The 16,852-nt window shown below is 69.4% G+C and carries 19 protein-coding genes; 13 read left to right on the forward strand and 6 right to left on the reverse strand.

Going from position 1 to position 16,852, the window contains the following annotated elements:
* Positions 1–41: 41 nt before the first annotated feature.
* The gene (locus tag RCR19_RS28105) at positions 42–965 is read right to left on the reverse strand and encodes an ABC transporter ATP-binding protein (protein WP_331267656.1); all 924 of its coding nucleotides are present in this window, start codon (positions 963–965) and stop codon (positions 42–44) included.
* A 52-nt stretch (positions 966–1,017) separates the two neighbouring features.
* Positions 1,018–1,809, reverse strand: coding sequence for an AAC(3) family N-acetyltransferase (locus tag RCR19_RS28110; RefSeq protein WP_331267657.1), 792 nt, complete (start codon positions 1,807–1,809; stop codon positions 1,018–1,020).
* A gap of 161 nt (positions 1,810–1,970) precedes the next feature.
* On the opposite strand from RCR19_RS28110, the gene RCR19_RS28115 reads away from it, so the two are divergent.
* The 11 genes from RCR19_RS28115 (at position 1,971) to dapD (ending at position 10,680) form a co-directional block, all read left to right on the forward strand.
* Entirely contained in the window at positions 1,971–2,732 is a 762-nt protein-coding gene (locus RCR19_RS28115; protein ID WP_331267658.1) for a metalloregulator ArsR/SmtB family transcription factor, read from the forward strand.
* Positions 2,729–4,150 (forward strand): Fe-S cluster assembly protein SufB, encoded by a 1,422-nt coding sequence (sufB, locus tag RCR19_RS28120; protein ID WP_331267659.1) that lies wholly within the window; start codon positions 2,729–2,731, stop codon positions 4,148–4,150. Before RCR19_RS28115 ends, sufB begins: the two co-directional genes overlap by 4 nt.
* Before the next feature lie 86 nt (positions 4,151–4,236).
* Complete coding sequence (gene sufD, locus RCR19_RS28125; RefSeq protein ID WP_331267660.1) at positions 4,237–5,421, forward strand: Fe-S cluster assembly protein SufD; 1,185 nt, start codon at positions 4,237–4,239, stop codon at positions 5,419–5,421.
* Positions 5,418–5,738: a non-heme iron oxygenase ferredoxin subunit gene (locus RCR19_RS28130; protein ID WP_059133074.1), complete on the forward strand. Its 321-nt coding sequence runs from the start codon at positions 5,418–5,420 to the stop codon at positions 5,736–5,738. The genes sufD and RCR19_RS28130 overlap by 4 nt, the downstream gene beginning before the upstream one ends.
* A 7-nt stretch (positions 5,739–5,745) precedes the next feature.
* On the forward strand, positions 5,746–6,510 hold the full coding sequence (gene sufC, locus RCR19_RS28135; RefSeq protein ID WP_331267661.1) for a Fe-S cluster assembly ATPase SufC: 765 nt from the start codon (positions 5,746–5,748) through the stop codon (positions 6,508–6,510).
* The gene (locus tag RCR19_RS28140; protein ID WP_331267662.1) at positions 6,507–7,763 is read left to right on the forward strand and encodes a cysteine desulfurase; all 1,257 of its coding nucleotides are present in this window, start codon (positions 6,507–6,509) and stop codon (positions 7,761–7,763) included. The genes sufC and RCR19_RS28140 overlap by 4 nt, the downstream gene beginning before the upstream one ends.
* Before the next feature lie 16 nt (positions 7,764–7,779).
* Positions 7,780–8,247 carry a Fe-S cluster assembly sulfur transfer protein SufU gene (gene sufU, locus RCR19_RS28145; RefSeq protein ID WP_059133071.1) on the forward strand — a complete coding sequence of 156 codons (468 nt, stop codon included), beginning with the start codon at positions 7,780–7,782 and terminating at the stop codon, positions 8,245–8,247.
* Complete coding sequence (locus tag RCR19_RS28150; RefSeq protein WP_059133070.1) at positions 8,244–8,579, forward strand: metal-sulfur cluster assembly factor; 336 nt, start codon at positions 8,244–8,246, stop codon at positions 8,577–8,579. Before sufU ends, RCR19_RS28150 begins: the two co-directional genes overlap by 4 nt.
* A 125-nt stretch (positions 8,580–8,704) precedes the next feature.
* Positions 8,705–9,025 carry a multidrug efflux SMR transporter gene (locus RCR19_RS28155; protein WP_331267663.1) on the forward strand — a complete coding sequence of 107 codons (321 nt, stop codon included), beginning with the start codon at positions 8,705–8,707 and terminating at the stop codon, positions 9,023–9,025.
* Positions 9,025–9,564 carry a TetR family transcriptional regulator gene (locus RCR19_RS28160; RefSeq protein ID WP_331267664.1) on the forward strand — a complete coding sequence of 180 codons (540 nt, stop codon included), beginning with the start codon at positions 9,025–9,027 and terminating at the stop codon, positions 9,562–9,564. Before RCR19_RS28155 ends, RCR19_RS28160 begins: the two co-directional genes overlap by 1 nt.
* Before the next feature lie 126 nt (positions 9,565–9,690).
* Complete coding sequence (dapD, locus tag RCR19_RS28165; protein WP_331267665.1) at positions 9,691–10,680, forward strand: 2,3,4,5-tetrahydropyridine-2,6-dicarboxylate N-succinyltransferase; 990 nt, start codon at positions 9,691–9,693, stop codon at positions 10,678–10,680.
* 450 nt (positions 10,681–11,130) lie between these two features.
* Here the strand turns inward: dapD and RCR19_RS28170 are convergent, their stop codons facing one another.
* Entirely contained in the window at positions 11,131–11,568 is a 438-nt protein-coding gene (locus RCR19_RS28170; RefSeq protein ID WP_331267666.1) for a DUF4259 domain-containing protein, read from the reverse strand.
* A 223-nt stretch (positions 11,569–11,791) separates the two neighbouring features.
* On the opposite strand from RCR19_RS28170, the gene RCR19_RS28175 reads away from it, so the two are divergent.
* Positions 11,792–12,322, forward strand: coding sequence for a GNAT family N-acetyltransferase (locus RCR19_RS28175; RefSeq protein WP_331267667.1), 531 nt, complete (start codon positions 11,792–11,794; stop codon positions 12,320–12,322).
* 120 nt (positions 12,323–12,442) lie between these two features.
* On the opposite strand, the gene RCR19_RS28180 is transcribed toward RCR19_RS28175, so the two are convergent.
* The 3 genes from RCR19_RS28180 to RCR19_RS28190 form a co-directional block, all read right to left on the reverse strand.
* On the reverse strand, positions 12,443–13,033 hold the full coding sequence (locus tag RCR19_RS28180; protein ID WP_331267668.1) for a hypothetical protein: 591 nt from the start codon (positions 13,031–13,033) through the stop codon (positions 12,443–12,445).
* A complete protein-coding gene (locus RCR19_RS28185) occupies positions 13,030–14,457 on the reverse strand; it encodes a HAMP domain-containing sensor histidine kinase (protein WP_331269580.1) in 1,428 nt (475 codons plus the stop codon). The genes RCR19_RS28180 and RCR19_RS28185 overlap by 4 nt, the downstream gene beginning before the upstream one ends.
* Positions 14,458–14,624: 167 nt before the next feature.
* Complete coding sequence (locus tag RCR19_RS28190) at positions 14,625–15,311, reverse strand: response regulator transcription factor (protein ID WP_331267669.1); 687 nt, start codon at positions 15,309–15,311, stop codon at positions 14,625–14,627.
* Positions 15,312–15,684: 373 nt separating this feature from the next.
* On the opposite strand from RCR19_RS28190, the gene RCR19_RS28195 reads away from it, so the two are divergent.
* Entirely contained in the window at positions 15,685–16,425 is a 741-nt protein-coding gene (locus tag RCR19_RS28195; protein WP_331267670.1) for a DUF3152 domain-containing protein, read from the forward strand.
* Positions 16,426–16,852 lie beyond the last annotated feature (427 nt).

Here is a 16,852-nt window from a genome sequence, read left to right on the forward strand (position 1 = left end):
CGGAGCGGCGCCGGGCTTCGGCGTGAAGGTACCGACGGTGGTCACGAACGCAGCTCCTTGCCTGTCAGCTCGAGGAAGACGTCTTCGAGGGTGTGCCGTTCGACGGAGATCCGGTCCGGCATCACCCCGTGCTGGGCGCACCAGGAGGTGACCGTCGCGAGCAGTTGCGGGTTGACCTTGCCGACGATGCGGTAGGCGCCCGGCGTCACCTCGCCCGCGCTGGAGTCCACCGGCAGGGCCTTGAGCAGGGACCCCACGTCCAGACCCGGGCGGCCCGTGAAGCGCAGCGTGTTCTCGGCGCCACCCCGGCACAGCGCCTCCGGGGAGCCCTGCGCGACGACCCGGCCGGAGTCGATGATCGCCACGTCGTCGGCGAGCTGCTCGGCCTCGTCCATGTAGTGCGTCGTGAGGATCACGGACACGCCGTCGGCGCGCAGATCGCGGACGAGGTCCCAGGTGGCACGGCGGGCCTGCGGGTCGAGGCCCGCGGTCGGTTCGTCCAGGAAGACCAGCTCGGGTCGGCCGACGACGGCCATGGCGAGTGCCAGCCGCTGCTGCTGCCCGCCCGACAGGCGCCGGTAGCTGGTGCGTCCGCAGCCGGTGAGCCCCAGCCGTTCGATGAGCGTGTCCACGTCCAGTGGGTGCGCGTGCAGTCTGGCGACATGGCGGAGCATCTCGTCGGCGCGGGCGCCCGAGTACACGCCGCCCGACTGGAGCATCACACCTATACGGGGGCGCAGCGCGGAGGCTTCACGGACCGGGTCGAGGCCCAGGACGCGTACCGTGCCGGAATCCGGCCTCCGGTACCCCTCGCAGGTCTCGACCGTGGTCGTCTTGCCGGCCCCGTTCGGGCCGAGCACGGCGGTGACACCCGCCCCGGCCTCCAGATCGAGGCCGTCCACCGCTGCCTTCGCGCCGTACCGCTTCACCAGGGACCGCACCTGGACGACCGGCTCACTTCGCATGGGTCCAGAGTCTAGGTAGCCGCGTGGGGTGCTTGACGAGGGGGTCGGCAAACTACTCCGCTCCCGGCCGGTGCAGAGCGAGCCACCGCTGCGCGTACGCCACGGCGTCTGCCACGGGGAACAGCCGTGCGTGGGCCGCCCCCACCCTGCCCCGCACCACCGGCCGGTCCCGCTCGAAGTCGTGGCCCAGTTCGTCGAACCGGTCCGAGGTGATCGAGACCTCCGTCACCACTTCCCAGCCGTCCGGTCCCGGCCGCCCCACCCGGACGAGCGGCGCGGGCATCCGGTACTCGGCGAGGTGGAAGCTTGTGCAGGTGTCGTAGCCCGCTCCGAGCAGGAGCACGCGGGCGGCCATCGCCTCCAGCCGGGCGAGCGGGCTCCGCTCTCCGAGGCGGCAGTCGGGCGCGTGGCCCTCGACGATCTCCGCCGCCCGCGCTCCGACCGCGGCGAACGACGTCTGCGGGTGGGCGCTGCGCAGGGCGCCCGGCCATGTGCGCAGTGTCTCCGGTATCGCGCCGACGCCCCGCGACGGGGTGAGAAGCGGGTCGTAGGCGGGCATCGTCGCCCGGATGGTCTCCCACCACTCCTCGGGTACGGGCGGATTGCTCCACACCGCGGGATCCGACAGGTCGCCGGTCTGGGTGGGGACCACCACGGTGCCGTCGGGACCGAGTGCGTCGAGGATTCCCTGGACGACCGAGACCGCCCCTCCGCTCACCCAGCCGAGCGCGCTGAGGGAGGAGTGCACGAGCAGCGTCTCGCCGGGCTCCACACCGAGGGCGCGCAGCTGGGCGGCGAGGCTGTCCCGAGTGACAAGAGGGCCGGTGGGAGGGGGTACGGGCATGGTCCGGGAGTCTTCCCCACCGCCCGGGCGGGCGCCACCGGTTTGATCGATCAAAGATCGTTTCCGCAGGTCGTTTTAGGTGAACCTAAGTGATGCACCGCACCGCCGGGCCGTGAGGGCGGCGCTTGTCAGTCTCTGAGGAATTACGCAACAATGGCGTTGTGAAAAACGTCGGCGAGGCTCGGGAGACCCCCACGGGGGTCCCTCAGGAGGAGTTCGCGACCGGGGAGCGCTCCACGCGCAACCGCGTCGCGCGGTCCATCCTGGACCACGGCCCGTCGACCGTCGCCGAGCTCGCCGGCAGGCTGGGGCTCACCCAGGCGGCCGTACGGCGGCATCTGGACGCACTGGTCGCCGACGACGTCGTGGCCCCCCGTGAGCAGCGCGTGTACGGGGCGCGCACGCGCGGTCGCCCCGCCAAGGCATTCGCGCTCACCGACTGCGGCCGTGACGCCTTCGACCAGTCCTACGACAAGCTCGCCGCGGACGCCCTGCGCTGGATCCAGCAGCGGTACGGCGGGGACGAGGCCGTCGTGGCCTTCGCCCGCGCCCGGCTCGTCGAGCAGGCCGCCGCCTACCGCAAGGCGATCGAGGCCGCCGACCCCGAGCAGCGCACCGAAGCCCTGGCGAAGGCCTTGAGCGTGGACGGGTACGCTGCTACGGCGCGCAGCGCACCGGTCGGCGAGCAGCTCTGCCAGCACCACTGCCCGGTCGCCCATGTCGCGGAGCAGTTCCCGCAGCTGTGCGAGGTCGAGACGGAAGTCTTCTCCCAGCTGCTCGGCACGCACGTCCAGCGACTGGCCACGATCGCGCACGGCGACGGCGTCTGCACGACGTTCATCCCCAAGGCACCCCAAACCTCACCGATTTCCGAGACCACCCACAACGCATCTGCCAGCACGGCCGGGAGGAACCCCGCATGACTCTCCCCACGGAGACTGCTCACCCCGAACTCGAGGGCCTGGGCAAGTACGAATACGGCTGGGCCGACTCCGACGCAGCCGGTGCCGCGGCGAAGCGTGGTCTGAACGAGGACGTCGTCCGCGACATCTCCGGCAAGAAGTCGGAGCCGGAGTGGATGACCAAGCTGCGCCTGAAGGGCCTGCGCCTCTTCGAGAAGAAGCCCATGCCGAACTGGGGCTCGGACCTGTCGGGCATCGACTTCGACAACATCAAGTACTTCGTGCGCTCCACGGAGAAGCAGGCGGAGTCCTGGGAGGACCTGCCCGAGGACATCAAGAACACGTACGACAAGCTCGGCATCCCGGAGGCGGAGAAGCAGCGCCTCGTGGCCGGTGTCGCGGCCCAGTACGAGTCGGAGGTCGTCTACCACCAGATCCGCGAGGACCTGGAGGAGCAGGGCGTCATCTTCCTGGACACCGACACCGCTCTGAAGGAGCACCCGGAGCTCTTCAAGGAGTACTTCGGGACGGTCATCCCCGCCGGTGACAACAAGTTCGCCTCCCTGAACACCGCCGTGTGGTCGGGCGGCTCCTTCATCTACGTGCCGCCGGGCGTGCACGTGGAGATCCCGCTCCAGGCCTACTTCCGCATCAACACGGAGAACATGGGCCAGTTCGAGCGGACCCTGATCATCGTCGACGAAGGTGCCTACGTGCACTACGTCGAGGGGTGCACGGCGCCGATCTACAAGTCGGACTCGCTGCACTCCGCGGTCGTGGAGATCATCGTCAAGAAGAACGCCCGCTGCCGCTACACGACCATCCAGAACTGGTCGAACAACGTCTACAACCTGGTCACCAAGCGCGCCGTCGCCTACGAGGGCGCGACCATGGAGTGGATCGACGGCAACATCGGCTCCAAGGTGACGATGAAGTACCCGGCCGTCTACCTGATGGGCGAGCACGCCAAGGGCGAGACGCTCTCCATCGCGTTCGCGGGCGAGGGCCAGCACCAGGACGCCGGTTCCAAGATGGTCCACATGGCGCCGAACACCTCCTCCAACATCGTCTCCAAGTCGGTGGCGCGCGGTGGCGGCCGCACCTCGTACCGCGGCCTGGTCGAGATCGGCGAGGGCGCCGCGGGCTCCAAGTCCAACGTGCTCTGCGACGCGCTGCTGGTCGACACGATCTCCCGCTCCGACACGTACCCCTACGTGGACGTCCGCGAGGACGACGTGTCCATGGGCCACGAGGCGACCGTCTCCAAGGTCTCCGAGGACCAGCTCTTCTACCTGATGAGCCGCGGCCTGACCGAGTTCGAGGCGATGGCGATGATCGTGCGCGGCTTCGTCGAGCCGATCGCCAAGGAGCTGCCCATGGAGTACGCGCTGGAGCTCAACCGGCTGATCGAGCTGCAGATGGAAGGCGCGGTCGGCTGACCCGCCCCTTTTGAGCAGCGCCGGCCCGCCCGTACGGGGCGGGCCGAGGATCACAACCGACGCAGGAAGAGAGCACAACGACAGCCATGGCTGAGGCCCAGAACATCCCCGTGGGAGCGACCACCGCGGGCTCGATCGCGGTGGCCGCCGAGTCGACCGTCGCCACGCGCATGAGCGCGCCGCCGTCCTTCGACGTGGCCGACTTCCCGGTCCCGCACGGCCGCGAGGAGGAGTGGCGGTTCACGCCGCTGGAGCGACTGCGCGGGCTGCACGACGGCACCGCCGTCGCGAACGGCGGCGGCGTGAAGGTCACCGTCGAGGCCCCCGAGGGCGTCGTCGTCGAGACCGTCGGCCGCGACGACGCGCGGCCGGGCCGGGCGGGCACCCCGGTGGACCGGGTCGCGGCGCAGGCGTACTCGGCGTTCGAGCAGGCCGGCGTGGTGACGGTCCCCAAGGAGACGGTGCTCACCGAGCCGATCCGCATCGCCGTGCACGGCGAGGGCGGGGTCGCCTTCGGCCACCAGGTGATCGAGCTCGGTGCCTTCGCCGAGGCCGTCGTCGTCATCGACCACACCGGTGACGCGGTACTCGCCGCGAACGTCGACTACCTCCTCGGTGACGGCGCCAAGCTGACCGTGGTCTCCGTCCAGGACTGGGACGAGAAGTCGGTGCACGTCGCCCAGCACAACGCGCTCGTCGGCCGTGACGCCTCCTTCAAGTCCGTCGTCGTCACCTTCGGCGGGGACGTCGTACGCGTGCACCCGCGCGTGACCTACGCGGGCACCGGCGGCGAGGCCGAGCTGTTCGGGCTCTACTTCACCGACAAGGGCCAGCACCAGGAGCACCGGCTCTTCGTCGACCACAACGCTCCGCACTGCAAGTCGAACGTCGTGTACAAGGGCGCGCTCCAGGGCGACGACGCGCACGCCGTGTGGATCGGTGACGTGCTCATCGAGGCCAAGGCCGAGGGCACGGACACCTACGAGATGAACCGCAACCTGGTCCTCACGGACGGCTCCCGCGTCGACTCGGTCCCGAACCTGGAGATCGAGACCGGCGAGATCGTCGGCGCCGGCCACGCCTCCGCGACCGGCCGCTTCGACGACGAGCAGCTCTTCTACCTGATGGCCCGCGGCATCCCCGAGCACGAGGCCCGCCGCCTCGTCGTCCGCGGCTTCTTCGCCGAGCTGGTCCAGCAGATCGGCGTCGGCGACATCGAGGAACGCCTGATCGCCAAGATCGAGGAGGAGCTGGAGGCATCGGTCGCATGACCTTGTTCGTACGCGTCTGCGGGCTGGGCGAGCTGGAGGAGGACACCCCGAAGCGGGTGGAACTCGACGGCACGCCGATCTCGGTCGTCAGGACCGAGGGAGAGGTGTTCGCGATCAACGACATCTGCTCCCACGCCAACGTGTCGCTCTCCGAGGGCGAGGTCGACGACTGCCACATCGAGTGCTGGCTGCACGGCTCGCGCTTCGACCTCCGTTCCGGAAAGCCCGACGCCCTTCCCGCGACGCGCCCCGTCCCCGTTTACCCCGTAAAGATCGAAGGGGACGACGTGCTCGTCTCCCTCACCCAGGAGTCCTGAGGCACCCATGGCAACGCTTGAAATCCGAGACCTGCACGTCACCGTCGAGGCCGACAACGCCACGAAGGAGATCCTCAAGGGCGTCGACCTCACCGTGAGTCAGGGCGAGACGCACGCCATCATGGGCCCCAACGGCTCGGGCAAGTCGACTCTCGCCTACTCGCTCGCCGGTCACCCGAAGTACACGATCACCGGCGGCACCGTGCTGCTCGACGGCGAGGACGTCCTTGAGATGTCCGTCGACGAGCGCGCCCGCGCGGGCCTGTTCCTGGCGATGCAGTACCCGGTCGAGGTCCCCGGCGTCTCCGTCTCCAACTTCCTGCGCACCTCCGCCACCGCGATCCGCGGCGAGGCCCCCAAGCTGCGCACCTGGGTGAAGGAGGTCAAGGAGACCATGGAGAGTCTCCACATGGACCCCTCCTTCGCCGAGCGCAACGTGAACGAGGGCTTCTCCGGCGGTGAGAAGAAGCGCCACGAGATCCTCCAGCTCGAGCTGCTCAAGCCGAAGATCGCGATCCTCGACGAGACGGACTCCGGCCTCGACGTCGACGCGCTGCGCATCGTCTCCGAGGGCGTCAACCGCGTCCGTGAGTCCGGCGAGGTCGGCACCCTGCTGATCACGCACTACACGCGCATCCTGCGCTACATCAAGCCCGACCGCGTGCATGTGTTCGCCGGTGGCCGCATCGTCGAGTCCGGCGGTCCCGAGCTCGCGGACAAGCTGGAGGCCGAGGGCTACGAGGCATACGTGAAGGGTGGCGTATCCGCGTGACACAGCTGCCGGGCCTCCTCGACACCGAGGCGATCCGCAAGGACTTCCCCGTCCTGGACCGGCTGGTCCACGACGGCAAGAAGCTCGTGTACCTGGACAACGCCGCGACCTCGCAGAAGCCGCGCCAGGTGCTCGACGTCCTCGCCGAGTACTACGAGCGCTACAACGCCAACGTCCACCGCGGTGTGCATGTGCTCGCCGAGGAGGCCACGGCGCTGTACGAGGGCGCGCGTGACAAGGTCGCCGCGTTCATCAACGCACCGAGCCGCGACGAGGTGATCGTCACCAAGAACGCCTCCGAATCGCTCAACCTCGTGGCGAACATGCTCGGCTGGGCCGACGAGCCCTACCGGGTGGACCACGAGACCGAGATCGTCATCACGGAGATGGAGCACCACTCCAACATCGTGCCGTGGCAGCTGCTGGCGCAGCGCACGGGCGCGAAGCTGAAGTGGTTCGGCCTCACCGACGACGGCCGGCTCGACCTGTCGAACATCGACGAGATCATCACCGAGAAGACGAAGATTGTCTCCTTTGTGCTGGTGTCCAACATCCTGGGCACGGTCAACCCGGTCGAGGCGATAGTCCGGCGCGCTCAGGAGGTCGGCGCCCTGGTCTGCATCGACGCCTCCCAGGCCGCGCCGCACATGCCACTGGACGTGCAGGCGCTGCAGGCGGACTTCGTGGCCTTCACCGGCCACAAGATGTGCGGCCCGACGGGTATCGGTGTGCTGTGGGGACGCCAGGAGCTCCTGGAGGACCTGCCTCCGTTCCTGGGCGGCGGCGAGATGATCGAGACCGTGTCGATGCACTCGTCGACGTACGCCCCGGCCCCGCACAAGTTCGAGGCGGGTACGCCGCCGATCGCGCAGGCGGTCGGCCTCGGTGCGGCGATCGACTATCTGAACTCGATCGGCATGGACAGGATCCTCGCCCACGAGCACGCGCTCACCGAATACGCGGTGCAGCGGCTGAGCGAGGTCCCCGACCTGAAGATCATCGGCCCGACCACGGCCGAGGACCGGGGCGCGGCGATCTCCTTCACGCTCGGTGACATCCACCCGCACGACGTGGGACAGGTCCTCGACGAGCAGGGCATCGCGGTCCGGGTCGGCCACCACTGCGCCCGCCCCGTCTGCCTGCGGTACGGAATTCCTGCGACCACGCGAGCGTCGTTCTATCTGTACTCCACGCCGGCCGAGATCGACGCACTGGTCGAGGGGCTGGAGCACGTACGGAACTTCTTCGGCTGAAGGGCGTGCTGAAACCGTGAAGCTGGATTCGATGTACCAGGAAGTCATCCTGGACCACTACAAGAACCCGCACGGGCGTGGTCTGAGGGATGGCGACGCCGAGGTGCACCACGTCAATCCGACCTGCGGCGACGAGATCACGCTGCGTGTGAAGTACGACGGTACGACGATCAAGGACGTCTCGTACGAGGGTCAGGGCTGCTCCATCAGCCAGGCATCGGCCTCCGTACTGAACGAACTCCTCGTCGGCAGGGAGCTGGCCGACGCGCAGAAGATCCAGGAGACCTTCCTGGAACTGATGCAGTCCAAGGGACGACTCGAACCCGACGACGCGATGGAGGAGGTGCTGGAGGACGCGGTGGCGTTCGCCGGCGTCTCCAAGTACCCGGCGCGGGTGAAGTGCGCCCTCCTGAGCTGGATGGCGTGGAAGGACGCGACGGCCCAGGCGCTGGGCGGAGCCGACGCCGAAAGGAAGACGGCATGAGCGACACCGTGGAGATGAAGCCGGTCTCGGAGGAGGAGCTCCGCGAGGCCCTGATGGACGTCGTCGACCCCGAACTGGGCATCGACGTCGTCAACCTCGGCCTGATCTACGGCATCCACATCGACGATTCGGCGAACATCGCCACCGTGGACATGACCCTGACCTCGGCGGCCTGTCCGCTGACGGACGTCATCGAGGACCAGGCCAAGTCCGCCACGGACGGTCTGGTCAGCGAGCTGCGGATCAACTGGGTGTGGATGCCGCCGTGGGGCCCCGACAAGATCACGGACGACGGCCGCGAGCAGCTTCGGGCGCTCGGCTTCAACGTCTGAGACCCACCGGTCCACCGGACCTTTCCGGCTGAGGAGAACGGCGACGCCCGACGGGCGTCGCCGTTCTGCGGTTGTGGGCAGCTGCGTGTGTACGGGTGTACGCATCGATACGTACACTCGTACACATGGGATACGCCTTCCTCTCCGGGGCCATAGCCGCCGAAGTCGTCGCCACCACGGCCCTGAAGTACAGCGAAGGCTTCAGCAGGCCATGGCCCTCGCTGGTGACCCTCCTCGGCTACGTCATCTCCTTCGCACTGCTCGCGCAGACCCTGAAGACCGTCTCCATCGGCACGGCCTATGCGATCTGGTCCGGGGTCGGCACCGCGACCGTGGTGGGGATCGGCCTGGTGCTGTTCGGGGAAGGACTGGATCTGGCGAAGATCGCCGGCCTCACGCTGATCGTCGGCGGGGTGGTCGTACTGAACATGGGAGGCGCGCACTGATGTCACGTCGGTACGACCCCGAGCGACGGCAGCGGATCATCGACGCGGCGATCCGCGTAGTGGGGGAGAAGGGCATCGCCGGACTGAGCCACCGCTCCGTCGCCGCCGAGGCGGACGTGCCCCTCGGCTCCACGACGTACCACTTCGCGACCCTGGACGAGTTGATGGTCGCGGCACTGCGGCAGACGAACGAGGGCTTCGCCAAGGCACTCGCGGCGAGCGGTCTGGAGGACGCGGAGGGCGACCTGGCCGCAGACCTCGCCCGGGCCCTCGGGACATGGCTCGGCGGCGATCGCACGGGCGTCGAGCTGGAGTACGAGCTGTATCTCGCGGCCCTGCGACGGTCCGCCCTGCGCCCCGTCGCCGCCGAGTGGACCGAGGAGACCGCCGAGCGGCTGGCCCGGCGCACCGACCCGGTGACCGCGCGGGCTCTGCTCGCCCTGATGGACGGGATATGTCTCCAGGTGCTGCTGACGGGGTCGCCGTACGACGAGGGGTACGCCAGGGACGTGCTGTCGCGGGTCATTCCGCGGCCGTGACACCCGGCGCACCGGACCGGTCGGCGACGCAGCCGCCCCGGCCTCGCGGGGCCGGGACCCTCCCGGCACATGAGACGCCCGGACACCGGTTCGCCCGCGCGCCCCCGGCCACGTTAGGTTTCCCCCATGACCGACACGACTGCTCCTCGTACCACCGGTGCCGTGGCCGCCGGACTTGCCACGATCGCCGCCGACGGCACCGTTCTCGACACCTGGTTCCCCGCGCCCGCGACGGCCGCCGAGCCCGGTCCGTCCGGCACCGAGCGGCTGTCCGCCGAGCGCGCCGTGGAGCTGCTCGGCGAAGGCGCGGCCAAGGCGATCGGCCCGGATGCGCGCCGTGGCGTCGAGGTGGTCGCGGTCCGTACGGTCATCGCCTCGCTCGACGACAAGCCGATCGACGCCCACGACGTCTATCTGCGCCTGCACCTGCTCTCGCACCGACTGGTCAAGCCGCACGGCCAGAGCCTGGAGGGCATGTTCGGCTTCCTCGCGAACGTCGCCTGGACCTCGCTCGGCCCCGTCGCCGTCGACGACATCGAGAAGGTGCGGCTCAACGCCCGGGCCGAGGGCCTGCACCTCCAGGTGACCTCCGTCGACAAGTTCCCGCGCATGACCGACTACGTCGTGCCGAAGGGCGTCCGCATCGCCGACGCCGACCGGGTCCGGCTGGGTGCGCACCTCGCCGAGGGCACGACGGTCATGCACGAGGGCTTCGTGAACTTCAACGCCGGCACCCTCGGCACGTCCATGGTCGAGGGGCGGATCTCGGCCGGTGTCGTGGTGGGCGACGGCTCGGACATCGGCGGCGGTGCCTCCACCATGGGCACCCTGTCCGGCGGCGGCAACGTCATCATCTCCATCGGCGAGCGCTGCCTGATCGGCGCCGAGGCGGGCGTCGGCATCGCGCTCGGCGACGAGTGCGTCGTCGAGGCCGGTCTGTACGTCACCGCCGGCACCCGGATCACCATGCCCGACGGCGAGATCGTCAAGGCCCGCGAGCTCAACGGAGCCTCCAACATCCTCTTCCGCCGCAACTCCGTCACGGGTGCGGTGGAGGCCCGCCCGAACAACGCGGTCTGGGGCGGTCTGAACGAGATCCTGCACAGCCACAACTGACCGCCGGCGGCCGTGACCCGCGGCCGCCGCATCGATCATTGCTGCGACCTGCTGCCGAGCTGTGAGCAGTTGCCGGCTTCGGCCATCGCTGAGCGCCCTTCCACGGCCCGGGAGGGGCGTTCATGCGTTGAGGGGAGGCCGCGGTCCGCCTCACCGGAGTGCGTAATCGCCGCCGTGGGAGACCACTGGTGTGACAGAGACGCCCGGCCGTGTGCGAGGATTCCGGCTCCCCGCACGTGTTTGCCGAGGTCGACCGCAGATACATGTCCGCCATACCGCCGCCTGTGCCGTCCGAGCACGGCTCCAAGCGCAACCGGAAGGGCCGCGGTGCACATCGGGCCCGCCCGATCGGGCAGCCCGCCGAACCGAAGGGCCGTCAGGCGCCAAGAGGTCCGGCCTGCCTGACGTCCGGGGGACGGGCACCGGGGAACACGCGAGTGCGACCTGGGCTCAGATCTCGAACAGCGCGTCCTCCCGCATCCGGGGCGTCGGATCGAGGACCTGGCAAAGCCGGCGAATGCTGCCCCGCCACCGCCTGCCGCCCGCTGTCTCCCCCCAGAGTTCGGACAGTTCGGATCCGTCCGCAAGGACTCGTGCCAGTGCCTCGAAAGCCAATCGCCTGACATCCGCCGGCAGGCTCGGTACCGGCTCTTCCGGGCCGTAGTGCGGGCCGACCGGTTCGCCACCGGGACATTGAGCGGCAGCCAGGGCAGCAGCGGCCACTGCCTCCTCAGCGTCGGGGGCTTCCAGGTAGTCCTGGTTGTCGATGGTGCGGATCAGAACCTTACGGATGAGGTTTTCACGCTCTTCCACGGCGGCATCGTCCAGGTCGTCGGCGAAGTCTGCGGCGGTGTCGTTGTCGAATGGACCGTTGTCCCAGGTACCCATGGCTCCCCTTCGGCTGTCCGAACGGGATCTTCTCACCGCCTACTGACAACGGAATGTGTCCCGTCGACATCCGTGGGGAAGTGACGGCTTCTTGTGGCGGACTTGGGCGTTGAACCGGCTGAACGGGCGATCTACGACCGTGCAGGCCCCGGTTTCTTTCCCCGCGTCGCACAGTCGGAGCACAGGGGGTCGTGCCTCGTCCATGAGTGCTAGCGTCGCCCGCATGCCTGAACTGATCGCTCCCACGGACCAGTTGCACTCCTCATGGCTCGCGGCGCGTGACGAGTGGCCGCCGAGTGCGCACCAGGACGGGTCCGGGCTGCGTCTCGCGCCCGATGCCGACCTCGAGAACCCCGAGGACTTCGCGGAGTGGGTCCGGCGGCTGAAACAGCAGTCGGACACGTCGGTCGCCTTGGGAGAGGGGCGCGTCCATGCCACCCACTGGTGGATCGTCGAGGACGACAGCTATCTGGGAGCCATCGATCTGCGGCACCACCTGAACGCCTTCCTGCTCGACGTCGGCGGGCACATCGGCTACAGCATCCGGCCCACCTTCCGCAGACGCGGCCTGGCGACGTGGGCCCTCGGGACGGTTCTGCCCGAGGCCCGCGCACTCGGCCTGGATCGAGTCCTCGTCACCTGCGACGACGACAACATCGGGTCGATCCGCACCATCGAGCACAACGGTGGAGTCCTGGAGGACGTCCGCACCACCGAAGGGGGCAACAAGCGCCGCTACTGGATCACTCTGTAGGCGGTGGCACGGACCGTTGCCGGTACGGCAGACCGGCGCCTCCCCTGGCGCACTCGTGGTCGGCCGCGACCTCGGGGTATCCGCGCCCCGTCCCGGAGGAGGCCTCGGTCCGCGATGTGTCTACGGCTTCTCAAGGGCGGGGCACGAGTCGTTCGACTGCGTCATCGTCCACCCCTTCCCGAAGACCCGGACACTCGTGGGTGCGGGGGACTGCGTCGTGGAAGGCGGGGGAGCCCCGTCGGCGCCGGCCCCGTCGGCGCCCCCGATCGTCGTGGTGAACGTCGATCTCACCTGGGCGACCGTGCACGCCAGCTGCATCATGGCCAGACGACCGAAGGGCGGGACGGCTTCGGGCAGGCGTATGGAGACGGTGTTGTCGCCGTCGACCGTCACCTCCGGGTTCGCCGTCAGGTGGGGCAGGTCCGTGGTGGCCGTCGTGGCCTCGATCTTGCTGGGTCCGTCGAAGAGCAGGCTCACGACCGCCGCGTAGCTCACCGGCTTGCCGACCTTGCGCAGATGGGCCGTCAGCTCGCCGTTGTGCAGGAAATAGAGGGAGGTGACGGTCGGTATCGAGGGCTCCGGACCGGCGGAGGACATGCCGCCCGCCGGTTCGCCGGCCTCGATGACGCCGGACGGGGGGACTCCGCACGCGGCCAGTGTGAGCGCGGCCGTGACCCCGACCAGCAGCGCCCCCACGCGCGAGCCCTTCACCGGCCGGCACCCACGGCGGTGTCGCCGACGCCGGCGGAGTCACGGTGCAGGGGGAGTTCCACCGTGAACACCGCGCCGCCCCCGGGCAGGTTCGCCGCACCGATGCGTCCTCCGTGCAGGCGCACGTTCTCCACCGTGATGGCCAGGCCCAGACCGCTGCTCTCGCTTCTGGTCCGTGAAGTGCTCGCCTTGTAGAAGCGCTCGAAGATGTGCGGCATCGCTTTCTCGGCAATCCCCGGTCCGTGGTCGGTCACCTCGATGACGGCCCACGCCACGTCGGCTCGTTCCTCCCGCACACTCATGGACAGCCGCACCGGCGGCGCTCCGTGCCGCAGCGCGTTGCCGATCAGATTGGCCATCACCACGTCGAGCCGGCGCGGATCCACCCGCGTCCTGAGCACCCCCGGCGGGGGCACATGGGTCTCCACCTGGCCCTGCCATCCCCGGGAGGCGAGAGTGCGCTGCACGGACTCGGCCAAGTCGATCTCGTCCAGGTTGAGTTCGACCGCGCCCGCGTCGAAGCGGGAGATCTCCATCAGGTCGTTCACCAGTCCGCTCAGCCGGCCGGTTCCCTCGCTGATGAGCCGCAGCGCGTCGCCGGTCTCCCGGTCCAGGCGCAGCGCGTTCTCGTCCAGTACGTCGGTGACCGCCGTCATCGCCGCCAGCGGCGTGCGCAGTTCATGGGAGACGTCCGCGACGAAGCGGCGGGCCTGGGCCTCCAGACGGCGCAGCTCCGCGACCGACCGTTCCAGGGCGGCCGCCGTGTCGTTGAAGGACTGCGAGAGGTCGGCCAGTTCGTCGGAGCCGTTGACGGCCAGGCGGACGTCGAGGTGGCCCTCGGCCATCCGGCGCGTCGCCCGGCGCAGCGCCCGTACGGGACGCAGCACCCCCCTCGCGGCCACCAGCGCCAGCGCGACGGCGAGGCACAGTGCCACCAGGGTGGCGCGCTCGATGCCGCTGATCATGGCCTTGACGTAGGCATCTTCGGTGTTCTGCGGCACCACCAGGAACATCACCATCCCCGAGAGCCTTGGCTCCGTGTCCGGACCGGCGGTGTACGTGACCGGCATGCCGACCACGAGATAGGGGTGCCCGTCTGCGTTCACCCGCTGGAACACCGCGGCGCGCTTCGTGTGCACGGACCGGAGCAGTTCGGGGCTCAGCCTGTCGAAGTCGGCACTCGGCGTGTAGGCGCGCAGGCCGCCGTACGTGGCCATGACCCGCCACCCCTGCGACTGGTTGGCGTAGAGGACGTTGTTCACCGCCGAGTCCAGTTCCGACTGGTCCGGCGTCGGCGGGGTGTAGACGGCCACGTCGTCGACGCTCGTCCGGAACTGCCGGATGACGGCGTCCTGACTCTGCTGCAGCACCCCCGTACGCGCCTCCCGGAAGGCGAGGGCTCCCGTACTCAGGGCGCTGACCATGGCCACCAGGACGAAGGACGCCAGCAGGCGGGGGCGCAGGCCCCGCAGCGGAAGCGGGAGGCGTGCCAGGACCGCTCTATGAAACCGCACCGGCACGGGGCCCTGCCCGGCCGCTGCGGGATCGCTTTCACGTACGGTTTTTTGTGCGCGCACGGATCTCCGGCCGTTCACGAGGTACCGAAGCGGTAGCCGAAGCCGCGCACGGTCTGCACATGGCGAGGGTCCCTGCCCTCACCGAGCTTGCCGCGCAAGCGCTTCACGCATGCGTCCACAAGTCGTATGTCGCCGTGGTAGCTGTGCTCCCAGACCGCCTCGAGCAGTTGCTGGCGGCTGAACACCTGGCCGGGCGAGGCCGACAGGGTGAGCAGCAGCCGGAGTTCGGAGGGGGCGAGTGCGACGCGTTCGCCGCGATGGGTCACCACGAGGCCGGCCCGGTCGATGACCAGCTCGCCGTGTGCCTCCGCCCTCGGCCGGACGCCGTCCGGGACCGACGAGTCCTGTCTGCGCAGCACGGCCCGTATTCGCGCGTCGAGCACGCGGGCCTGCACGGGCTTGACCACATAGTCGTCCGCACCGGCCTCCAGCCCCACGACGATGTCGATGTCGTCCCCCCTGGCCGTCACCATGATGATCGGCACCTGGTCGCGAACCCGGATCCGCCGGCACACGTCGAGGCCGGACATGCCAGGCAGCATGAGGTCGAGTACGACGACGTCCGGGTGGAAGGGGCGGAGCTGCTCCAACCCCTCTTCACCCGTTGCGGCGGCGTGGACGTCGTGCCCCTGATGTCGTAGCGCCAGCTGGACGGCCTTACGGACATCTGGGTCGTCTTCGACAATCAGGACTCGTGGCACTTCGACAGTGTAAGCAGAACGTGTTCGGTGGCCGTCCCGGGAAAGAGCCTCCGATAGGGGCTGTTACAGAACGATCACAACGGGCCGAGGTGTCCGCCCGGCGGCGGTCCGAACCGAGGTGACGCGTGGGCGCCAGGAGGTCACTCGTTACCGTTTCGTGATGATGCGAGCTCATGGCGATCATCTGAAATGACCAGTTTGAGCTGCCATGCATACGGCACGAGAGCGGGAATCCGCATCGCCCACCGGCAGCGCCGTGGCCTTCGAGCGTGGTGGCCGCCAGGATCGGTCCTCCCACCGTGGTCGCAGTCGGCACCGGTCCTCCCATGGCAGACGGCGTCCGCGCCGCCGCGGCCGGAGATTCCTGGTAGGCGTGCTGGTGGCTGCCGGCCTGCTCGGGTCCGTGACGTACTTCCTGGACGGCGGACGAAGCGATGCGTCGAGCGGTGCGCCGCGCCCGCGGAACACGGGGCACACCGCCGCCGCGCACCACCCGGCCGTCACGCCCACTCCGACGCCGACCCCCACCGAGATCGACGTCCCCGCGACCGGCAGCGGCAGGTTCGTGACCGTGCAGGCCGGCGGGGCGAAGGTCGGTCACGGCCCGAAGCCACTGCGCTATGTGGTGGAGGTCGAGACGGGGCTGGACATCTCGCCGGCGCGAGCGGCGAACGAGATCGCCGGGATTCTCGCCGCTCCACGGGGCTGGACCCACAACGAGGCCTACGCCTTCCAGTTGGTGGGTGAGGGAGCCGCCCACGATCTCACGGTGAAGATCGCGACACCGGGAACGGCGGACGCCCTGTGCTGGACGGGCATCCACCAGGACACCCGAGGCGAGTACAACTGCGAGGTCGCGGGCGGTGTCGTGGTCAACCTCAAGCGCTGGGTCGAGGGCTCGCCCACGTTCGTCGGCCCGATCCACGACTACCGGGCGCTGATCATCAACCACGAGATGGGGCACTTCCTGGGCTATACGCACATGACCTGTGCGGGTCCCGGACAACTGGCCCCCGTGATGATGCAGCAGATCAAGGGTCTGCACGGATGCATCGCCAACGCCTGGCCCTATGACAAGAACGGCCGCTTCGTCTCCGGCCCGCATGTGATCTGAACCGGCGGCCGCTCCCGGCGGCGCTCGGCCCGTGGACCCGCCGTCACAGCCCGGTCCTGCGCTGAGCCGGGGCCTTGACCTGCGGGCGCAACGGTGAGGCCAGTGGCCGGCCGGGCCGTCAGGCGCTCAGCGTGCCGTGTTCCCGGTGCGCCGGTCTGTCGCCGTGGGCGAAGGCCCACGATTCCGAGGTTCCCGCGGCCCGGGGGCACCATCCCGTGCGGTTCGGAATCCGGCGGTGGTGGTGGGTCCGCTGCTGCCCCTGCTGCGGCTCGCGGAACCGGCACCGAGTCTGCATCCCGACCGGCGGGCGCAGGGAAGTCCTCGGCCGGGTCGTCGGCGCCGCCCCGGGCGTGGTCGTCGTGGAGGTCGTCTCCGCCGTCAGGGAGTGGGCCCCCGGTCATCACCGTGGACCGCCGGGCGCCCGGGC

The organism is Streptomyces sp. WAC07094, from assembly GCF_036320405.1.
GTDB lineage: Bacteria > Actinomycetota > Actinomycetes > Streptomycetales > Streptomycetaceae > Streptomyces > Streptomyces lannensis.